The 20,775-nt window shown below is 63.3% G+C and carries 13 protein-coding genes and 1 pseudogene; 3 read left to right on the forward strand and 11 right to left on the reverse strand.

All coding sequences use genetic code 11. From position 1 onward, the window contains the following. Position 1: 1 nt before the first annotated feature. The 3 genes from IPF49_17690 to IPF49_17700 all read left to right on the forward strand — a co-directional run bounded on the left by IPF49_17690 (position 2) and on the right by IPF49_17700 (position 4,937). Complete coding sequence (locus IPF49_17690) at positions 2–3,139, forward strand: efflux RND transporter permease subunit (protein ID MBK6289431.1); 3,138 nt, start codon at positions 2–4, stop codon at positions 3,137–3,139. A 111-nt stretch (positions 3,140–3,250) separates the two neighbouring features. Beyond that, complete coding sequence (locus IPF49_17695) at positions 3,251–3,979, forward strand: hypothetical protein (protein ID MBK6289432.1); 729 nt, start codon at positions 3,251–3,253, stop codon at positions 3,977–3,979. A 322-nt stretch (positions 3,980–4,301) separates the two neighbouring features. After that, the gene (locus IPF49_17700) at positions 4,302–4,937 is read left to right on the forward strand and encodes an outer membrane beta-barrel protein (protein ID MBK6289433.1); all 636 of its coding nucleotides are present in this window, start codon (positions 4,302–4,304) and stop codon (positions 4,935–4,937) included. Positions 4,938–5,057: 120 nt separating this feature from the next. On the opposite strand, the gene IPF49_17705 is transcribed toward IPF49_17700, so the two are convergent. The 11 genes and pseudogenes from IPF49_17705 to peaB form a co-directional block, all read right to left on the reverse strand. Beyond that, positions 5,058–5,855, reverse strand: a complete 798-nt coding sequence (locus IPF49_17705; protein ID MBK6289434.1) for a peptidylprolyl isomerase — start codon at positions 5,853–5,855, stop codon at positions 5,058–5,060. Beyond that, entirely contained in the window at positions 5,845–6,546 is a 702-nt protein-coding gene (gene narI / locus IPF49_17710) for a respiratory nitrate reductase subunit gamma (protein ID MBK6289435.1), read from the reverse strand. Before narI ends, IPF49_17705 begins: the two co-directional genes overlap by 11 nt. 4 nt (positions 6,547–6,550) lie before the next feature. After that, the gene (gene narJ, locus IPF49_17715; GenBank protein MBK6289436.1) at positions 6,551–7,231 is read right to left on the reverse strand and encodes a nitrate reductase molybdenum cofactor assembly chaperone; all 681 of its coding nucleotides are present in this window, start codon (positions 7,229–7,231) and stop codon (positions 6,551–6,553) included. Continuing rightward, positions 7,228–8,770, reverse strand: a pseudogene (gene narH, locus IPF49_17720) (nitrate reductase subunit beta). The gene narJ and the pseudogene narH overlap by 4 nt, the downstream one beginning before the upstream one ends. Continuing rightward, positions 8,767–12,510, reverse strand: a complete 3,744-nt coding sequence (locus IPF49_17725; GenBank protein ID MBK6289437.1) for a nitrate reductase subunit alpha — start codon at positions 12,508–12,510, stop codon at positions 8,767–8,769. Before IPF49_17725 ends, narH begins: the two are co-directional and overlap by 4 nt. Then, positions 12,507–15,245, reverse strand: a complete 2,739-nt coding sequence (locus IPF49_17730; protein MBK6289438.1) for an MFS transporter — start codon at positions 15,243–15,245, stop codon at positions 12,507–12,509. The genes IPF49_17725 and IPF49_17730 overlap by 4 nt, the downstream gene beginning before the upstream one ends. A gap of 286 nt (positions 15,246–15,531) precedes the next feature. Further along, the gene (locus IPF49_17735; GenBank protein ID MBK6289439.1) at positions 15,532–16,194 is read right to left on the reverse strand and encodes a S8/S53 family peptidase; all 663 of its coding nucleotides are present in this window, start codon (positions 16,192–16,194) and stop codon (positions 15,532–15,534) included. Beyond that, the gene (locus tag IPF49_17740; GenBank protein ID MBK6289440.1) at positions 16,191–17,867 is read right to left on the reverse strand and encodes an ABC transporter ATP-binding protein; all 1,677 of its coding nucleotides are present in this window, start codon (positions 17,865–17,867) and stop codon (positions 16,191–16,193) included. Before IPF49_17740 ends, IPF49_17735 begins: the two co-directional genes overlap by 4 nt. Next, positions 17,867–19,003 carry a quinohemoprotein amine dehydrogenase subunit beta gene (peaD, locus tag IPF49_17745; GenBank protein ID MBK6289441.1) on the reverse strand — a complete coding sequence of 379 codons (1,137 nt, stop codon included), beginning with the start codon at positions 19,001–19,003 and terminating at the stop codon, positions 17,867–17,869. The genes IPF49_17740 and peaD overlap by 1 nt, the downstream gene beginning before the upstream one ends. Positions 19,004–19,015: 12 nt before the next feature. Continuing rightward, entirely contained in the window at positions 19,016–19,342 is a 327-nt protein-coding gene (qhpC, locus tag IPF49_17750) for a quinohemoprotein amine dehydrogenase subunit gamma (GenBank protein ID MBK6289442.1), read from the reverse strand. Further along, positions 19,339–20,775 carry a quinohemoprotein amine dehydrogenase maturation protein gene (gene peaB, locus IPF49_17755; protein MBK6289443.1) on the reverse strand — a complete coding sequence of 479 codons (1,437 nt, stop codon included), beginning with the start codon at positions 20,773–20,775 and terminating at the stop codon, positions 19,339–19,341. Before peaB ends, qhpC begins: the two co-directional genes overlap by 4 nt.

The following is a 20,775-nucleotide window of genomic DNA, read 5'->3' on the forward strand; positions in this document are numbered from 1 at the left end:
GATGTTGAACTGGCTGATCGACTGGTCGACGCGCAATGTTTTCATGGTCTTGCTCGGCACTGCCCTGATCATCTGTGCGGGTAGCCATGCGCTGATCAACACGCCGCTCGATGCGCTGCCCGATCTTTCCGATGTGCAGGTCATCGTGTTCACCGAGTATCCGGGGCAGGCCCCGCAGGTGGTCGAGGACCAGGTGACGTATCCGCTGACAACAGCGATGCTCTCGGTGCCGCGGTCCAAGGTCGTGCGCGGCTTTTCGTTTTTCGGCGCATCGTTCGTGTACGTGATATTCGAGGACGGTACCGACCTCTACTGGGCACGCTCGCGGGTGCTCGAGTATCTGAATTCCGCTGCCGGGCGCTTGCCCGATGGGGTGACGCCCGGGCTCGGGCCCGATGCCACCGGCGTGGGCTGGGTCTATCAGTACGCGCTCGAGGGCGAGCAGCAATCGCTCGATGAACTGCGGGCACTGCAGGACTGGTACCTGCGTTACCAGCTGACCAGTGCCCACGGTGTCGCCGAGGTCGCGAGTGTCGGCGGCTTCGTGCGCCAGTACGCGGTGACCGTGGATCCCGCGAAGCTGCGTCTCCATGGCATACCCTTGCAGAAAATCTCCGAAGTCATCCGCCGCAGCAATACCGATGTCGGCGGACGCGTGCTCGAGATGAGCGAGACCGAGTACATGATCCGCGCCCACGGCTATCTGCGCGGCACAGAAGATATCGAAAAGCTGGTGCTGAAGTCCGCGAACGGCGTGCCGGTGCTGATCCGCGACGTGGCGCGGGTGGAACTGGTGCCCGATGAGCGCCGCGGCATCGCGGAACTCGATGGCGAGGGCGAAGTCGTGGCGGGTATCGTGATGGCGCGCTACGGCGAGAATGCCCTCGCGGTGATCGGCAACCTCAAGGCCAAGATCGCCGAGGTGGCGAGCGGTCTGCCTGAGGGTGTGCGCATCACGCCGGTCTACGATCGCTCGGGGCTGATCTACCGCGCCATCGATACCCTGAAGCGTACCCTGGTCGAGGAGATCGCGATCGTTGCGCTGGTCTGCGTGTTGTTCCTGCTCCATGTGCGCAGCGCGCTGGTCGCCATCCTCATGTTGCCGATCGCGGTGCTGATGGCGTTCCTTGCCATGCGCTGGTTCGGACTGAACTCCAATATCATGAGTCTGTCGGGAATAGCGATCGCCATCGGCGCCATGGTCGATGCGGCGATCGTGATGGTCGAGAACGCGCACAAGCATATCGAGCGCGCGGGTGCGGACGCGCCGCGCCAGCCGCTGATCGTGGCGGCGTGCAAGGAGGTGGGGCCGGCGCTGTTTTTCAGCCTGCTGATCATTACCGTATCGTTTCTGCCGGTGTTCACGCTGGAAGCCCAGGAGGGCAGGCTGTTCCAGCCGCTGGCGTACACCAAGACTTTTGCCATGGCGAGTGCGGCGCTGTTGTCGGTGACGCTGGTGCCGGTTCTGATGCTGCTGTTCATCAGGGGCCGGGTCATCGCGGAGCACGCAAACCCGGTAAACCGCGTGCTGGTGAGCCTGTATCGCCCGGTGATCCGCTGGGTTCTGCGCCATCGCGCGTTTACCCTGCTGGCCGCAGTGGCGGTCATGCTGATCTCGCTGTGGCCCGCCTTGCGGCTCGGCAGCGAATTCATGCCGACCCTCAACGAGGGCACCTTGCTGTACATGCCCTCATCGTTGCCCGGCATGTCGGTCACCAAGGCGGCGGAGCTGTTGCAGCAACAGGACCGCATCATCAAGTCCTTCCCGGAAGTCGAATCGGTGTTCGGCAAGGCGGGGCGGGCGCAGACCGCAACCGATCCGGCGCCGATCGAGATGTTCGAAACGGTCATCAATCTCAAGCCCGAGCGGCAATGGCGCGCTGGCCTGACGCTCGATGCGCTGGTCGCGGAGATGGACCGGGCGCTGCAGTTTCCCGGTATTGCGAACGCCTGGACCATGCCGATCAAGGCACGCCTCGACATGCTTGCCACCGGGATCCGCACCCCGATCGGGGTCAAGGTGTTTGGCCGCGAGCTCGCCGAGATCGAGCGTATCGCGACCCGTGTCGAGGAAGTGGTGCGCAGCGTGCCGGGAACCACCAGCGCCTATGCGGAACGTTTGACGGGCGGCTATTACCTCGGCATCGAGCCCGATCGCGACGCACTGGCGCGTTACGGCGTCGTGCCGGGCGAGCTGCAGGAAGTGATCGCGGCGGCACTCGGTGGCGAGACCGTGACCACCACCGTCGAAGGACGCGAGCGCTTTGGCGTGATCGTGCGCTATCCGCGTGAATTACGCGACAAGCCGCAGACTATCGCGCGCGAAGTCCTGGTCTCCACCATGGACGGCGCGCAGGTGCAACTCGGCGAGCTCGCGCGCATTCGGGTCGAGAAAGGCGCCTCCGGTATCCGCACCGAAAATGCGCTGCTCTCGGCTTATGTCTACGTCGATGTCCGCGGGCGCGATATCGGATCCTATGTCGCCGACGCGCGCCAGGCCGTTGCCGCGCAGGTCGATCTTCCGCCCGGCTACTACCTGAGCTGGAGCGGGCAGTTCGAATACATGGAGCGCGCGATCGCCAGGATGAAACTGGTGGTGCCGATAACCCTGGGGCTGATCCTGCTGCTGCTGTACCTGAATTTCCGCCGCGTGACCGAGACGCTGATCGTGATGTTGTCGGTGCCGTTTGCGCTGATCGGCGGGGTGTGGCTGATGTGGTGGCTCGACTACAACATGAGCGTGGCGGTGGCGGTCGGGTTTATCGCGCTCGCCGGCGTGGCCGCCGAGACCGGCGTGGTGATGCTGATCTACCTCGACCAGGCTTATGCGGCCATGCTCGGCACGCAGGATCAGGGCACGAGTCCGAGCGATGCGGATTTGAGCGCGGCAATCATGGCGGGAGCGGTCGAACGGGTGCGGCCCAAGATGATGACGGTGGTGGCGACCATGGTCGGACTGCTGCCGATCATGTGGTCCACCGGCACCGGTTCCGAAGTCATGCGCCGTATCGCGGCGCCCATGGTTGGCGGCATGGTGTCTTCGACCGTGCTCACCCTGATCGTGATACCGGCGTTGTATGCGCTGGTCAAAACGCCGTGCGGACAGGCGGGCCCGGGACGGGCAGGCACGGCTGCCTGAGCGTACGCACTGTGCACCGCCAATTTTCTCCTTGCGTATTTTTCGGATGCTGGTGGGTAGCGCGTGTGGTATAAAGCGGGCAATCGTTTTTGTCATCATGGAGATAGCCAAATGTTGAAATGCAATCTGTTTGCGGTATCCGCGGTCTCGCTGCTGGCGGCGCAATTCGCTCTGCCGGCAGCTGCCGGTGATGCCTGGGATGTGCGCCTGACACCCTACCTGTGGGCAATGGGTATCGATGGTGACTTCCACGTCCGCGGGCACGACTTCAATTCCTCTGCCGATTTCTCCGACATCATGGACAATATGGATATCGGCGGCTCGGTGATGCTCGAGGCGAACAAGGGCAATTGGGTCAACCTGGTGCAATTCGATTACCTGGCGATTGACTCCGGCGATGTCGAGTTGCGCCGTGCGTCAAACAAGGCCCAGCTGAAATCGGACTCCACCCTGGGTGTGGTTGCGACCGGTGTTCGCTTTCACGCCGGTCAGCGATCGACCATCGATGCCCTGGTCGGGGTGCGTTACATCAAACTCGATACCGATTTCAAGATACAGAACGTGGGCGAGGTCGATGGCAGCAGCACCCAATACGACGGCGTGGTGATGCTGCGTCCGCGTTTGGCGCTCAGCAAGTACTGGACGTTCAGCCCGACGCTGTCGGTGGGCGCGGGGGACTCCGACCTGGTGTGGGAGATGGCGCCCGAATTCGTCTACGACTGCTGCGGCACCGAATTCCGTTTTGGCTATCGAAACCTCAACTACGATCTCGAAAATGGCAACGACTCGGCCGATATCTCGATAAGCGGCCCGGTGATCGGCGTCGGTTTCGCGTTCTGAACCCCGCGCAGGGAGTCGCCTGAGCTTCCCTGCGTCATTCCGCTTATTGCGCGCTTGCGCGCGATCCTGCATTTCCCGCCTTGCGGTCGAATCAGCTGTCGGTGAAAGCCGGCGGGCGTTTTTCGTCCGCAGGGACGGGCGCGCCGGTTGCGAGTTGCGCATTTCGAGCACGGCGGCTCCATATGGGCCGCGGAAATATCACTGTTTCGGCAATTTTTCACTGGTGGAGGCTGCAACCGAGATCGAGCGACTAAGCTGGATTCAACGACTCGCCTTTTGGTCGAGCAACTGCTGCTGTTGTACGGAGACAGAGGAAGCACTCATGAAAAAATCGCTACTCGCCATTTGCCTGGTCTTGCCCGCTGCCGCGATGGCCCAGGATTTCAGCTATGCCTACATCGAAGGCGCGTATACCCAAGGGGAATACGATGACCTCAACGTGGAGAGCGACGGTGCCGCGCTGACGTTGAGTCTGCAACCCACCCAGATGATCTACACCAAGCTGAACGTGGTCTACGGAGAAGTGGATGATTCCTCCGTCGACATCCGCTCCGGCGCGATTACCGTGGGCGCTCGCACCCGGATTGCCGATTGCATCGATCTTTACGGCGGTGTGCTGGCCGCGTACAAGGACTTCGACGACGTTCCTTCCACGCTCAGAAACGGCAACCGCTATGACGTCGATGGCTCGGGTCTCGGTGCCGAGGTGGGTCTGCGCGCGTGGCTGAACCCGAAATTCGAAGTCGAGGCGAACGGCAATTACACGGATCTGTTCGAAGGCGATCTCGACGACCGCTCCAAGAACATCGGCTACGAGACCGATGACTTCACGGCCAGCCTGAACGCGCGCTTCTATCCGACGCGTACGTTCTCGGTGGGCGCAGGCTACTCCTATGCCTTCAACAACGAGATCGACACCTGGTCGCTCGGGGTTCGCTACGATTTCTGTTGCTACTGATCGCCGCGTTCTGCCACGAAAAAGGCCCGCATCGAGCGGGCCTTTTTTATTGCACTCGGTCCCAAGGTCTGAATCGGCCGCGCCTTGCGAACGTGCGTTCGCTCCATGACCCGGTGTGGCTCAATGGGCGTCGTCGTCGAGGCCCTCGACCCCGAAGCGCTCGCTCAATTCGTTCAGCAACTGCTGGATCGCGCGCTGACGTACCTGTACCTCGAGACGCGTGGCAATGCGCTCGCGGACCTGCTCATAGGGAAGGTGGACGCCGCGCACAACCGAGTCGACCCGCACCACGTGCAGCCCGTAGCGCGATTCCACGGGCAGTTCGCACAAGCCGACGCCGAGTTGCAGCACCTGGCGCTCGAATTCGGGTGTTGTCTGCCCGTTTTCCAGCCAGCCGAGTTCACCGCCGGATTCCCGCGACGGGCAGCTCGAGTGTCGCGCGGCGAGGTCGGCGAAGCGCTGCGGATGGTTGCGGATGTCCGCAATGAGCTCCTCGGCCTGCGCCCGCACACGCAGGCGCGTCGCCGTATCGGCGGGTGCCGCGGCAAGCAGGATGTGGTAGACCAGCGCGCGATCCGGAGCCCGGAACCGGTCACGGTTTGCCTCGAAGAATCGTTGGCAATCGGCTTCCTCGAGTTCGGGCACAATCAGGGCGTCATCGAGCAACACGCGAATGGCGGCCTCTTCCCCGCTTTCCTGTGGCCGCGGCATGGCCACGATGCCGCGCCGTTCGATTTCACGCTGAAGCAACGCCTGTACTACCAGCGCCTGCACAGCCGCCATGCGCGAACCCTGCTGATCGGGTGCCGGGTGGTGCTGCATCTCGCGGGCAATCGCGGTCTCGTCAATGGCGACTCCTCCAACGCTCACGCCCGACGACGTACGCGGTTCGTACACGCCGCCTGCATCAGCGACCATAACGAAGCACCTGCTGGCGCTTGCGCACGACCTGATACGGGCGGCGCAGATACGATACCGGCATGCTCCAGACATGCACCAGGCGGGTGAAGGGGAAGATCAGCAACAGCGTCATGCCGAGAAAAACGTGCGCCTTGTAGATCCAGTGCGCACCGGCGATATAACTGGCCGCGCCCCCGCGGAAGGTGACGATATGCTGCGCCCATTCGCCGAGGCGCACCATCTGCGCGCCATCGAGGTGACCGGCCGACACAAAAATCGATGCCAGCCCGAGCAGCAGTTGCGCGTAGAGCAGCAGCAGCACGGCCAGATCGCTGCGCCGGCCAGTGGCGCGGACACGCGGGTTGAACAGGCGGCGCAGCACGAGAATCGTCATGCCGACGAAGGCCATCAAGCCAAACACGCCGCCTATCCCCATGGCCAGCAACTGCTTGTGCGGGGAGCTGATGAATGGTTCATAGATGAAGTGGGGCGTCAGCAGCCCCACGAAATGTCCGGCCAGAATTGCCAGCACACCGACATGAAACAAATTGCTGCCCCAGCGCATGCCGCGCGACGAGAGCAGCTGACTCGAACCGGCGCGCCAGGTGTACGGGTCGCGATCGAAACGCAGCCAGCTGCCGATCAGCAGCACGGCTATTGCGACATAGGGATAGAACTGGAACAGCAGTTCATCGATAAAACGGTCCATTTCATTACCTCCCGATTATCTGCACCGGCTCGGCTCTTGGCGCCGGGCGAATTCGCGTATTCGTGCAGGGCTCGTCCATGCCCTGTGTTCCGAAACGCACCTGTTCCTCCTCCCAGACCGCGTCCATGGCCTCGGCGGTGTCGTCACGCGGCTCGTCGAGCGCTGCGTTCAGCCCATGCAACTGCGCTTCGCAACCGCCGATCTCGCACAGCAGGCGGAACAGCAGCGCATAAGGGCTGTCGCGTTGCGCGGCCCGCGCGGCCAGCAGCGCGATGATATGCGCCAGATGATGCAACCAGTCGCAGGCCTCGCTTGCGGGCCGCAGGGACAGGAATTCCAGGAGCAGAGGCAGATAATCCGGCAACTCCCGGCTGTCGAGTTCGTAGCCCTCGCGCTGGTAGTTTTCGAGCAGATCCACCATCGCCTGGCCGCGGTCACGTGATTCGCCATGAATATGCTCGAACATCAGCAGGCTCATGGAGCGGCCCCGATCGAAGGTTTCGATCCAGCGTGACTGCGCCGCGAGCGGGTCCTGCGCGAACAGGGCGTCGACGAAATCCGCCAACGCCGAGCGCTGCGCCGCCTGCGGCAGTTCCTGACACGCCGCGCGCACTTCGCTGCCATGTTCCCACAGCGAGTCCTGCGGATAATCAAGCAGAACGCTGATCAATTTGAGCGATTTCATGACGGCTCCCGGGTCTTTTCCTGGCGCGCCGGCGGCACCTGGTATACGGTGATCTTCTGCGCACCGAACAGATCGGCCGGTGTGTTGCCACTGCAACCGTTGCCGAAACTGAAGCCGCAGCCGCCACGCTCGCCGAAGGCATCATCGGCGTATTCGCGGTGCCCGGACGGTATCACGAAGCGATCCTCGTAGTTGGCGATGGCCAGGTAGCGGTACATTGACTCGGCTTGCGCCACCGTGAGCCCAACCTGCTCCAGCACTGCTGTATCGGCAACACCCTCGACGTTCAGGGCGCGGCGCCACTTGCGCATCGCGAGCAGGCGTTCCAGCGCTCGCACCACCGGTTGCTCGTCGCCTGCGGTCAGCAGGTTGGCCAGATAGCGCACTGGAATGCGCAGCGACTGCACGTCGGGAATTTCGCCATTGCTGCCTATCTGTCCGCGGGTGGCCGCATCCTGGATCGGACTGAGCGGCGGCACATACCAGACCATCGGCAGCGTGCGGTATTCCGGGTGCAGGGGCAGCGCCAGCTTCCAGTCGATCGCCAGCTTGTAGACCGGAGAATTGCGCGCCGCCTCGAGCCAGTTCTCGGGGATGCCTTCGGCGCGTGCCGCCTGCTGCACCGCCGGATCTTCCGGGTCGAGGAACAGGTCGAGGTGCGCCTGGTAGAGTTCCTGGTCATGCGCCGCCGAGGCCGCTTCGCTGATGCGGTCGGCGTCGTAGAGCATCACGCCCAGATAGCGGATGCGTCCCACGCAGGTTTCCGAACACACGGTTGGTTCGCCAGCCTCGATGCGTGGATAGCAGAAGATGCACTTCTCGCTCTTGCCACTCTTCCAGTTGTAATAGATCTTCTTGTACGGGCAAGCCGAGACGCACATGCGCCAGCCGCGGCACTTGTCCTGGTCGATCAGCACGATGCCGTCTTCCTCGCGCTTGTAGATCGCGCCCGAGGGGCAGGCGGCGACGCAGGCGGGATTGAGGCAGTGTTCGCACAGACGCGGCAGGTACATCATGAAGGTGCGCTCGAAGGCGCCGTAGATTTCCTTCTGCACCGCCTCGAAATTCGTGTCCTGCGAGCGTTTCGCAAACTCGGTACCGAGGATTTCCTCCCAGTTCGGGCCCCACTCGATCTTCTGCATGCGCTGACCGGTGATCAGCGAACGCGGTCGCGCGGTGGGCTGATGCTGGCCCTCCGGCGCCTCGTGCAGGTGGTGGTAATCGAAATCGAATGGCTCATAGTAATCATCGATCTCGGGCAGGTCCGGGTTCGCGAAGATCTTGGCGAGCAAGCGCCAGCGCCCGCCGGCCTTCAACTCGAGCTTGCCGGCCGCGGTGCGTACCCAGCCGCCGTTCCATTTGCCCTGGTTTTCCCATTGCTTGGGGTAACCGATACCGGGTTTGGACTCGACGTTGTTGAACCACGCATATTCGACCCCTTCACGCGAGGTCCACACGTTCTTGCAGGTGATCGAGCACATGGCAGCCGATACATTTGTCGAGATTCAGCACCATCGCAATCTGGGCGCGGACTTTCATCGCTTGGCCTCCTGTGCAGGCGGGGGAACCGGCTCGCCATCGAGCCAGTCGACCTGGTTCATCTTGCGCACGATCACGAACTCGTCCCGGTTCGTGCCGGTGGTGCCGTAATAGTTGAAGCCGTAGCTGAGCTGGGCATAGCTGCCGATCATGTGGGTCGGCTTGACGACCACCCGGGTGACCGAGTTGTGGATACCACCGCGGGTGCCGGTGATCTCCGATCCGGGCACGTTGATGATGCGCTCCTGGGCGTGATACATCATCGCCATGCCCGGCATCACGCGTTGACTGACAACCGCGCGGGCGGCGATCGCGCCGTTCACGTTGAACAGTTCGATCCAGTCGTTGTCGACGATGCCGGCGCTGCGCGCGTCGTCCTCGCTCAGCCACACGATCGGTCCTCCGCGCGAGAGAGTCTGCATCAGCAGGTTGTCGCTGTAGGTACTGTGAATTCCCCATTTCTGGTGCGGAGTAATCCAGTTCAGCACGATCTCGGTATTGCCGTTGGGCTTCTTGCCGAGCATCGGTCCGATGGTCTTGGTCTGCACCGGCGGGCGGTATCCCATCAGTCCCTCGCCGAAGGCCCGCATCCATTCGTGATCCTGGTAGAACTGCTGGCGGCCGGTCAGTGTGCGCCATGGAATCAGCTCATGCACATTGGTGTAACCGGCGTTGTAACTGACGTGCTCGTCCTCCAGTCCGGACCACACCGGGCTGGAGATGATCTTGCGCGGTTGCGCCTGCACATCGCGGAAACGGATGGCCTCGTGCTCCTTGCCCTCGGCCAGGTGCGTGTGTGCACGCCCGGTGAACTTGCCGAGCGCGCTCCATGCCTTGACCGCCACGTGTCCGTTGGTTTCCGGTGCCAGACTCAGGATGACCTCGGCGGCGTCGATGGCGCTCTCGATACGCGGGCGGCCCTTGCTCACGCCTTCCTCGGTGACACGCTGGTTCAGGTCGCCGAGGAAGTTGATTTCCTCGTTGGTATCCCACACCAATCCCTTGCCCCAGTTGCCAAGCTTGTCGAGCAGCGGTCCGAGCGAGGTGAACTTCTTGTACAGATCCGGGTAGTTGCGCTCCACGACCACCATCGACGGCATGGTCTTCCCGGGAATTGCCTCGCATTCGCCGCGCTTCCAGTCGAGCACCTCGGGCATCGCCAGTTCGCCGGGGCTGTCGTGCAGCGTCGGCACCAGCACCAGGTCACGTTCGGCATCGAGCACGCCGGGTGCGAGCTCGCTGACGGCGTGCGCAATACCCTTGAAGATATCCCAGTCGCTGCGTGCCTCCCAGGCCGGATCGACCGCCTTGGATAGCGGATGGATAAAGGGGTGCATGTCCGAGGTGTTGAGATCGTTCTTCTCGTACCAGGTGGCGGTTGGCAGCACCACATCGGAATACAGCGCGGTGGTGCACATGCGGAAATCGAGCGTGACCAGCAGGTCGAGCTTTCCCTCCGGCGCCGGATCGCGCCAGGTGATCTCGTCGGGCTTGCGCGCACCACGCTCGCCCAGATCCTTGCCCTGCAGCCCGTGTCGCGTGCCGAGCAGGTGCTTGAGCATGTACTCGTGCCCCTTGCCGGAAGAGCCGAGCAGGTTGCTGCGCCAGATGAACAGGTTGCGCGGAAAATTCTGCGGTGCGTCCGGATCGGCATAGGCGAAGTCCAGTTCGCCGCTCTTGAATTTCTCGAGCGCGTAGCTGGTGATGTCGGCTCCGGCGCTGACCGCCTCGCGGGTCAGCGCAAGAGGATTGCAGTTGAGCTGCGGCGCCGAGGGCAGCCAGCCCATGCGGATCGCCCGCAGGTTGTAGTCCGCGAGGCTGCCGCGGTACTTCTCGGGGTCGGCAAGCGGGCTGAGGATTTCGCTGACATCGAGCTTCTCGTAGCGCCACTGGTCGGAGTTGAAATACCAGAACGAGGTGCCGTTCATCTGCCGTGGTGGACGGCTCCAGTCCAGTCCGAACGCGAGCGGCAGCCAGCCCGACTGGGGCCGCAGTTTTTCCTGTCCCACATAGTGGGCCCAGCCGCCGCCGGTCTGGCCGACGCAACCGCACATGACCACCAGGTTGATCAACCCGCGGTAGTTCATGTCGTTGTGATACCAGTGATTCATTCCCGCGCCGACGATGATCATGGAACGTCCACGCGTTTTATGCGCGGTGCGTCCGAACTCGCGCCCGATTTCGATGATCTGTGCGCGCGGAACCCCGGTAATGCTCTCGGCCCAGGCTGGCGTGCCGGGTACGTCGTCATCGTAGCCGCGTGCCACATAATCGCCGCCGAAGCCGCGATCCAGCCCGTACTGCGCGAGCTGCAGGTCATAGACCGTCGCCACATGCCATGTCTCGCCGTTGGCCATGCGCAAGGTGCGGGCCGGAATATTGCGGCGCAGCACGTCCTGCTGCACGTTGGCATTCCACTTTTCGTGCATCACGCCGCCGAAATAGGGAAAGGCGACCGCCACGATTTCATCGCTGCAGCCCTCGAGGCTCAGGCGCAGCCGTGTTGCATCTCCGGCGCTGGACTTCTCCTCGATGTTCCATTTGCCGTCCTCGCCCCAGCGGAATCCGACCGAACCGGTGGGCACCACGATCGCATCGCTCAACTCGTCCCAGGCAAGTGTTTTCCATTCGGGATTGTTGCTCTCGGTACAGTTGGCCAGGTCGCTGGCGCGCAGGTAGCGGCCGCTGACGAAGCCGCCGTCGGCGCGCGGTTCGAGCCGCACCAGCAGCGGCATGTCGGAGTATTGCCGGCAGTAGGCGCGGAAATACTCGGAAGGCTCATCGAGATGAAACTCGCGCAGGATCACGTGCCCGAAGGCCATTGCCAGCGCAGCATCGGTACCCTGCTTGGGGTGCATCCATACGTCGCAGAGCTTGGCGACCTCGGCATAGTCGGGCGTGATTGCCACGGTCTTGGTGCCGTTGTAACGCGCCTCGGTGAAGAAATGCGCGTCCGGGGTCCGCGTTTGCGGCACGTTGGACCCCCAGGCGATCAGGTAGCGGCTGTTGTACCAGTCGGCCGACTCGGGCACGTCGGTCTGCTCGCCCCAGACCTGCGGCGAGGCCGGCGGCAGATCGCAGTACCAGTCGTAGAACGAAAGGCAGGTGCCGCCGAACAGCGAGAGGTAACGCGAACCCGCCGCATAGCTCACCATCGACATGGCCGGGATCGGCGAGAAGCCAATCACCCGGTCCGGCCCCCATTTCTTCGCGGTATACAGGTTGGAGGCCGCTATCAGTTCGTTTGCTTCCTCCCACCTGACCCGCACGAAGCCTCCCATGCCGCGCTTGGTCTTGTAGGCACGTGTCTTTTCCGGATCGCCGACGATGCTGGCCCAGGCATCCACCGGGGCGAGTGTACGACGCGCCTCACGCCACAGCCTCAGCAGCGCACCACGCAGCATCGGGTACTTCAGGCGGTTGGCGCTGTAAAGATACCAGGAATAGCTGGCGCCGCGCGGGCAGCCGCGCGGTTCGTGGTTGGGCAGATCCGGGCGGGTGCGCGGGTAATCGGTCTGCTGGGTTTCCCAGGTGACCAGCCCGTTCTTGACGTAGATCTTCCAGCTGCACGAACCGGTGCAGTTCACGCCGTGCGTGGAGCGCACGATCTTGTCGTGCTGCCAACGCGCACGGTAGGCGTTTTCCCAGCTGCGGTCATCGCTCTTCGTCACCCCGTGTCCGTCCGAGAACTCCGGGTCGCGCGGTTTGAGGAAATTGAGGCGATCGAGAAAGTAGCTCATGACAAGTCTCCAGATTCAGCTGGCACGCGACGCTCGACATCCCACAGCAGGGCGCCACGACGGGTGTAACAGTACCAGGTGATAAACAGGCAAGACGCGTAGAAGAGCAGAAAGCCGTGCAACGCGGCATCGACTTTTCCGGTCAGCGCAATCGCGGTGCCATAGCTCTTCGGTATGAAGAAGGCACCGTAGGCCGCGATGGCCGAGGTAAAGCCGATGATCGCGGCCGATTCCTTGTCGGACTGCTTCTGCTGTTCGGCCGGCGACAGCCCGGGACAGAGCTTCGCGACTTCCTTGCGCATGATCGCGGGGATCATCTGGAAGGTCGATGCATTGCCCACGCCGGTCACGAAGAACAGGAACAGGAAGCTGGCGAAGAAGCCCCAGAAGGCACCATCCTGCTCCTTGATGCCGAGAAAATAGAGCACTCCGCAAACACCGGCCATCATGCCGACGAATACCCATAAGGTCACGCGACCGCCGCCGTACCTGTCGGCAATCCCGCCGGTCAGCGAGCGTGACAGCGCCCCGACCAGCGGACCGAGGAACGCGTACTTCAGCACGATCACCTCGGGGAACTCGACCTTGGCCAGCAATGGAAAGCCCGCGGAAAAGCCGATGAACGAGCCGAAGGTTCCGGTGTAGAGCCAGCACATGATCCAGTTGTGCATGCGACGGAAGATCACCGCCTGGTCGGCGAAGGATGCCTTGGCAGAGGCCACATCGTTCATGCCGAACCAGGCTGCGAACGCCGAGGCGATGATGAACGGAACCCATATGAAGCCCGCGTTCTGCAGCCAGATCTGGCTGGTTTCGCCGTTCTGGGTCACGGTCTGCGGCGCGCCACCGAGCGCTCCAAACACGCCTGCCGTGATGATCATCGGCACCACGAACTGCACGACGCTGACACCGAGGTTGCCAAGCCCCGCGTTGAGCGCCAGCACGTGTCCCTTCTCGGCTTTGGGATAGAAGAACGAAATGTTCGACATCGACGAGGCAAAGTTGCCGCCACCCAGTCCGCAGGCAAGCGCAAGTCCCAGAAAGACCGCGTAGGGCGTGCCCGGATCGCGCACCGCGTACCCGATGCCGAGCGCTGGTATCAGCAGCGACCAAGTCGCCAGCGTGGTCCACATGCGACCACCAAAAATCGGGATCGTGAAACTGTAGAAGATACGCAATGTGGCGCCGGAGACCCCGGGCAATGCCGCCAGCCAGAACAATTGGTCGGTCGTGTAGGCGAAGCCGATCAGCGGCAGCTTGGCAACGATCGCCGACCACACCATCCAGACCGCGAACGAGAGCAGCAGCGCGGGAATCGAGATCAGCAGATTGCGCCGCGCGATCGAACGACCGCTCGCTTGCCAGAACGCAGGGTCCTCCGGTCGCCAGTCGGACAGCACATGGGATGGCGCCCGATGCTCTGGTTGCGCCTGTACGTGGATATCCTGCAACTCGGGGAAGGCCGGAAGGTCTTCCAGCGCCGTGCCGGTTGCCGCGCGCTCCATGCTGCGTACCGAAACATGCATCCAGACAGTCGAGACGGCAACAATCAGGAACAGCAGCATGAAACTGCTGCTCCAGACACCGGTCAGATCATTCAATGCGCCAAAGGCGATCGGCAGCAGGAATCCGCCCAGACCGCCGATCATCCCCACCAGACCGCCCACGGCGCCGACGTTTTTCGGGAAATAGACCGGGATGTGCTTGTACACCGCGGCCTTGCCCAGGCTCATGAAAAAGCCGAGCACGAAAATCAGCACGATAAAGGCTGGCAAGCCCATTTCGAGCGTGAAGCTGATCGGCCCGTCGATGCCGCGCACGACATACTGGGTGGGCGGGTACGACAACAGGAAGCAGCACAGCAACGACACCCCGAAAGTCCAGTACATGATGCGTCGCGCGCCGTACTGGTCGGACAGATGACCGCCGTAGGCACGGAAAATACTGGCTGGAATCGAGTAAAGCGCGCCGATCATGCCGGCGCTGCGGATATCCAGCCCGTACACGCCGATCAGGTAGTGCGGCAGCGTCAGCGCCAGCGCGACGAAGGCGCCGAACACGAAGAAGTAGTAGAGCGAGAAGCGCCACACCTGCACGTTCTTGAGCGGCTCGAGTTCGAGCCAGGCGCTGCGTGGCGTGATGCCCTTGCGCCGCTGCTCGACGACGACCGGGTCGTCCGTGGCCAGGAAGAAAAACAGGACACCCGTTACGACGATCACCACGGCCCATACCTGGGCAACCATTTCCCACCCGGCGGCGACCATCAAGAAGGGGGCGCAGAATTTGGTTACCGCGGCCCCGACGTTGCCGGCCCCGAAGATGCCAAGCGCGGTACCTTGTTTGGAGGCCGGGTACCAGCGCGAGACATACGCAATGCCGACGGCAAAGGAGCCGCCCGCGAGCCCGACGCCGAGCGCGACAAGAAGGAATTGCGTGTAGGTCTCGGCCCAGACCAGCGCCCAGGTCGCGATGCCGGCCGCGATCATGACGAGCGGCAGTATCTTGTGACCGCCGTAACGGTCGGCCCACACGCCGAGCACGATGCGCACCAGCGATCCGGTCAGGATGGGCGTTCCCACCAGCAGGCCGAACTGGGTTTCCGAGAGACCGAGATTCTGTTTGATCTGGATACCGATGATCGAAAAGATGGTCCAGACCGCAAAACAGACCGTGAAGGCCACGGTGGACAGGCTGAGGGCGCGTGTGCGTCCCTCATGAAGCACTTCCCCAACCATTGTTGCCTCCGTTTGGGCGCTGGCTTGTGATCCTCTTCCCGGGGTGTGAATGCCGGTACAGGAAGAGCTTGCAAATTTTCGGAATGATTCGCTTGCGACGTCATGATCTGCATCAGGGTTTGTAGCTAACACCGATTAGGTGGCTATCCCCTTCGGCCGCATCGAGCTCGGGGGAAAACAGGCGACGTGCTTGAACCCGAACCGATGACGACGTGGCGTGGAATGTTCAGCCGCGGACGCTGGTGCGATACGCAGCGCCCGGGTGCTGCCGTGTGCGCGCCGGCTGTTAGCGGCGACGCTCGGGGCCGCGAAAGGCGGCGCTGTCGATCAGGGCCGCGACCAGCTCTTCACGGGAAGCCCGCGGGTTCAGCGCCAGCCATGCGGCGATCGCCGCGCACACATGGGCGCAACCGATGCTGGCGCCGGCGATGCGCGCCTCGGGCGCCTTTACATGAGCGCCGAAGTCGGCTTGCGCGGTGCCCAGCCATGAATGCTGATCCTGCGCGCAGCGCGCATCGCCGGTGGCACGGATCACGTCCTCGTAGGCGGCGGGAAACACCGGCTCGCCACGCGCCGGCGAGGCTGCCACCAGCACCACGCCGCGGGCACGGGCGCGGGCACAGGCATTGCGCAGCGCGGTGCGATCCTCGCGCAAGCCAAAGCTCAGGTTGATCACCCGCACCTGCTGCTCCAGCAGCCAGTCGATGCCGCTCGCGGCTTGGGCCGCGCTGGTGCGCAGATCGTCGAAGAATATCCGCGCATCGAGCAATTGTGCAGCGGCGCTGCGGATGATCACTGCCGCGATCCCGCTGCCATGACCGAGCCGGTCGCGGGCGCCGCCTCGTGTCTGTCCGACGTCCTGGCCAAAGGGCGGGAAGTCGGCGGCGTGCAGCACGCGCCGGCGCGTGGCGTCATTTATGCCGCTGTCGAGCACGCCGACACGGATCACGGCGCAATTTGCCGCAGCACGCCATCACGCATTTCGAGCAGCAGGTCGGTGTTCTCGAGCGGGCGCTCGCGATGGCTGATGATCAGTCGGGTGGTGGACGGGAACAGGCGATCGAGCTCGCCCATGAGCAGTGCTTCGGCATCGTTGTCCACCGCCGAGGTGGCTTCATCGAACACGATCAGCAGCGGATGCTGCAGCAGCGCGCGGGCAATCGCGATGCGCTGCCTTTCGCCACCGGAGAGGCGCGCGCCGCGCTCGCCGATCGCGGTGTCCAGTCCCTGCGGCAGCCGGGCAACGAGCTCATCGAGATTGGCGAGCTGCACCGCGCGCCGCACGCTGGCAGCGTCTGCCGCGGGATTGGCGTAGCGGATGTTCTCGCGCATGCTGCCGCGAAACAGCACGATATCCTGGGCCACGAAAGCCACCCGGCGGCGCCAGCCGGCGAGCTCCAGTTCGCGCAGATCCACGCCACCGATGCGGATGCAGCCTTCCACCGGATCGTAATGCCGCAGCAGCAGATCGAGCAGCGTGGTCTTGCCGCTGCCGGAGGGACCGCACAGGCCGATTTTCTTGCCTGGCGGCAGGCACACACTGGCATGACGCAACACGAATTCCCCGCTCCCGGGATAACGGAACCCGAGATCCTCGAGCCGGATCTCGACGGCCGCCCCGTCGTGCGGCGCGATGGTGCCGGTGGCATCGACATCGGGCCTGGCGGTGGTCAGGAAGCGCACCCGTTCGGCGCTGACGCGGACCCGGTTCAGGGCCATGTACACGCCGAGCAGGCTCTGCACCGGTCCCATCGCCATTCCCAGGTAGGTGCTGAAGGCGATCAGCGAGCCGAGCGCCATGCTCCCCTGGATCACCTGGTAACCACCGGCGATGAATACCGTTGCCCGCAGGGCCGAGGTGAGATTGGAGGGCACCGCCGAGGTGGCGAACTCGGTCAGTTGCAGGGCGAGCAGATCCTTCAGGTAGGCGCGGTTGAATTGTCCCAGGCGTTGCTGTTCGCGCTCCGTCGCCGCCACCCCCTGGATATATTTGATCGCGGGCAGCGTTTCCATCAGGAACGCCGACAGGTCGGCCGAGCGCTCGCGCACCCGGCGCACCCCGTCGCGCACGCGTTCGCGCATGAAACGCAGGTAAAGCCATTGTATCGGCACCAGTGTCAGCACCAGCAGGCTCAGTTGCGGGCTCAGGTACAGCATGAACGCGACCGTGCCAAGCAGGCCGAACACGCCGCTGATGCCGGCGAACAGGCTGTCGATCGAGAAGCGCTGGATCTCGGCCACGTCGCCATCGAGGCGTGACAGGATATCGCCGCCGCGGTTGCGGGCGTAGAAGGCCGGTGACAGGCGCTGCAGGTGCGCGAACACGCTTTCGCGTATGGCGAACAGGATGCGTGCCGAAACGCGGGTGTAAAAATAGCGGTTGATGCCGCCGAGCAGCGAGGCCGCGAGACCGATCACGAAAATCAGGATCGCGAACTGGAGCAGTTTCGGGAAGTCGCGCGCTATCAGTCCGTCATCGATCAGCAGCTTGGTGATGAAGGGCTGCACCAGCGCCAGCGCGGAGACGCCGAGCGACAGGCCCAGCAGCGCGGCAATCGCCGCGCGCTGCGGACGCAGGAAGCTGCCGAGCCATGTCCACTCGATACCCGCCAGCGGGCGCATCAGGGAAGGCGTGCGAACACCTGCGCCGTGGAGAGACTCATATCACCGCCGGGCAACTCGATATTGCCGAGTTTCTGCAGCGTGTCGGCATCATGGATCGCGATATCGTTGAACGTGCCCGCGAGGTAGACCTTGCTGCCATCGGTGGAGAAATTGAGGCAGTAGTAGCTGTGATCGAGGTCGACCGACATCAGTTCCTTCTGCTGGCTCACATCGTATTTCTTGAGCTGCGTGAGTACGGCGTAGAACTGGTTCCTGTCGCCGGGGCGCGTCATTCCGGAGAACAGCACCACCTCGAGAGGGCCGAAATCGCGCGACTCGGCCTCGCCCGTCGCGAGATCGATCCGCTCGAAACCCCACATGATGCGCGCGGTATCCATGTTGCGCGTGTCATCGGTGAAGCGTGCCGCGGTGTACAAGCGGATGAACTCGTTCGATTGCGAACCTATGGGCCAGATCGACAGCACGTCGCGCTGGCCCTGGAGCGGATCCTCGGCGTGGAGGCTTGCGATCTTCACCGTGGTCTCGCCGGTCTGCATGTTCATCGCGAACACGTCCTGCCCGCCGAGATACAGCGTCTTGCCGTCGGCTGCGGGAATCAGCAGGATGACCTGGCGCGGCGCCGGGAAGGTGCGCACCGGCTTGGCATCGAGTCCGTCGGCGACCTTGTATACCGCGATCCGCGCATCCATGACTTCGTAGCGATCGGGCAGCAGGCGCACCGGGTTCTGGTGCGTGTAGACCTCGGTGCCATCGGTACTGACCGCCAGCGAGCCTATCGATTTCACGCGCACGTTGCCCGCGGACTGGATCGCGGAGAAAGTGAGTTCGCAGGTATCGAGATTCACGCCATACACATTCTCGAACTGGTTGCTGATCACGTAGGCAGTGTGCTTGTCGGGCGCCATGGCGACGGTTCCGCTGCCGTATTTTCCCGGCAGCTCGCAGCTGCGCAGGACCTTGCGGTCGGTGAGATCGACCAGGTGCAGGTTGTTCGGCTTGTTCGCGACCACCATCAGATCGTGCACGGACGATTGCGCGGAGCCCTTGCCGGAGCAGGCGCCCGCGGCGATCGACAGTGCCAGCACCGGGACCAGGCGCGCGTATTTCGAAAGCAGCTTGGGAGAACTGGACATGGCTGGCTCCTTTCAATCCTTGGCCTTGGGGAAAACCGCATCGAGATTGCGCCAGTCCTTGCCCGCCGAGGGCGCATTTGCATCCCAGTCGGGGTAGGTGTTCATCAGGTCGGGCACCTGCGCCGGCCACCAGCAGGGGTCGGCGCAACCGTAGAGGTCGGCCTCCATCGGCTGGCACAGGCCAGCCACGCTGCCGAAAGCATCGACCTCCCAGCCCGGATCGGTGGTCGAGGTGCAGCCGACCACGGTCTGCATTGCAACGACTTCCTGCACGTCATCCGTGCCGGTTGCCGCGTCCAAAAGCTTTGCCTTGGCGTTGAGCGCCTTGAGGTGTTTCATTGACGTGCCCTCCGCGGGGAAAGGAATGTGTCGAAGAATCCCGGGTTGCCCGCGAGAATCCGTGTGTAGACCGTGAGGCCGAAATCCACCCAGTCGCGCAGCAGGTCGCAGTAGTGGTAGACCGGTTGCGCGGGGTCGTTGTAGCGCTGGTAGCTCTCGTGATAGCAGCCGCCCGAGCACAGGTTGCGGATGCGGCAGGTGTTGCAGCCGGTATTGCCGCGATCGAGCCGCTGACCCAGAAAATCCGCCAGTCCCTCGCGATCGAGTCCGCTGTCCACGTTGCCGAAGGTCGGCAGCTCCGAGCCGGTGAAGCGATGACACAGGTTCACGCCGCCGTTCTTGTCCACCGCGACCATCGAGTAGCCGGCACCGCAGGGCAGCGCCTTCTTGGTGCCTTCGTGGATATCGGTCAGCAACTGGTGCAGGTTGGAAAAGCCGATGCTGCGGTTCTCGAGCGCTGCCTCGAGGTAGCGCTCGCCGAGCCTTTTCATGTCGGCGAATACCGCGGCGAGTTCGTGTTCGTCGAGGTTGAAATCGGCGATGTCGCCGGCGGTGACCGGCGCGAAACCGACCTCGGCGAAACCGAGTTCGTTGAACAGGTGATCCCAGATGCCGATCACGTCGGTAGTGCCGTGGGTCAGGGTTACCCGAGCGCCGACCGGGCGGGCGCGATAACTGCCAAGCAACAGGCGCACCTTGCGTGCCACGGTTTCATAGCTGCCCTTGCCGCCGACCGTGATGCGGTTGCGATCGTGCACCGCCTTGGGTCCGTCGATGCTCACCGCGATGCCGAATCGGTGCGCACCGAGCCACGCGATGGTTTTTTCGTCGAGCAGGGTGGCATTGGTGGTGAGCGAGAAATCGACCCGTTTGCCGATTTCCGCAAATCGCTTTTCCGCGAACTCGACCACCTCGCGAATCAGCGCCAGGTTGGTCAGTGGCTCGCCGCCAAAGAACACGATGTTGTAGCGCTCCTGCGCGGGTGACTCGCGCAGCAGCATCTCGATCGACTGCACCGCGGTGGCGAGGCTCATCTTCTCGCCCTTGTCGGGCGTGCTCAGATCCTCCTTGTAGCAGTAGGTGCAACTCAGGTTGCAGCCGGTATTGACGTTGAGTACCACGGTGGTGAGCGGGATGCGACTCACCCTGGCATGCTGCGTCGTGCTGCGGCATGCGGCGCCGTCGCTGACGATATCGAGATCCTGCAATTCCTCCAGCGCCGAAGCCACTTCACTGCTGCCGAAGCGTGCGCCGAGTTCCTGTTGCAACTCGGCCAGCGAGGCCGGTGCGCGGCCACGCAGTGCCGCGATCACCGCCGCGGACAGCGGATCGGCCTCGAACAGCGCGCTGCTCGGGACATGGAACAGCAGGCGCCGTGCCTGGAGTTCGATCTCGTGCACATTGTGCGCCTGCAGTTTGAACACGCTACCCAT

It is taken from the genome of Gammaproteobacteria bacterium, assembly GCA_016705365.1.
GTDB lineage: Bacteria > Pseudomonadota > Gammaproteobacteria > Pseudomonadales > UBA5518 > UBA5518.

Bases quoted from the DNA above. Each gene is read 5' to 3' on its own strand.
- IPF49_17690 (MBK6289431.1), top strand. From the start codon at position 2: ATGTTGAACTGGCTGATCGACTGGTCGACGCGCAATGTTTTCATGGTC.
- IPF49_17695 (MBK6289432.1), top strand. From the start codon at position 3,251: ATGTTGAAATGCAATCTGTTTGCGGTATCCGCGGTCTCGCTGCTGGCG.
- IPF49_17700 (MBK6289433.1), top strand. From the start codon at position 4,302: ATGAAAAAATCGCTACTCGCCATTTGCCTGGTCTTGCCCGCTGCCGCG.
- IPF49_17705 (MBK6289434.1), bottom strand. From the start codon at position 5,855: ATGGTCGCTGATGCAGGCGGCGTGTACGAACCGCGTACGTCGTCGGGC.
- narI (MBK6289435.1), bottom strand. From the start codon at position 6,546: ATGGACCGTTTTATCGATGAACTGCTGTTCCAGTTCTATCCCTATGTC.
- narJ (MBK6289436.1), bottom strand. From the start codon at position 7,231: ATGAAATCGCTCAAATTGATCAGCGTTCTGCTTGATTATCCGCAGGAC.
- IPF49_17725 (MBK6289437.1), bottom strand. From the start codon at position 12,510: ATGAGCTACTTTCTCGATCGCCTCAATTTCCTCAAACCGCGCGACCCG.
- IPF49_17730 (MBK6289438.1), bottom strand. From the start codon at position 15,245: ATGGTTGGGGAAGTGCTTCATGAGGGACGCACACGCGCCCTCAGCCTG.
- IPF49_17740 (MBK6289440.1), bottom strand. From the start codon at position 17,867: ATGCGCCCGCTGGCGGGTATCGAGTGGACATGGCTCGGCAGCTTCCTG.
- peaD (MBK6289441.1), bottom strand. From the start codon at position 19,003: ATGTCCAGTTCTCCCAAGCTGCTTTCGAAATACGCGCGCCTGGTCCCG.
- qhpC (MBK6289442.1), bottom strand. From the start codon at position 19,342: ATGAAACACCTCAAGGCGCTCAACGCCAAGGCAAAGCTTTTGGACGCG.
- peaB (MBK6289443.1), bottom strand. From the start codon at position 20,775: ATGGGTAGCGTGTTCAAACTGCAGGCGCACAATGTGCACGAGATCGAA.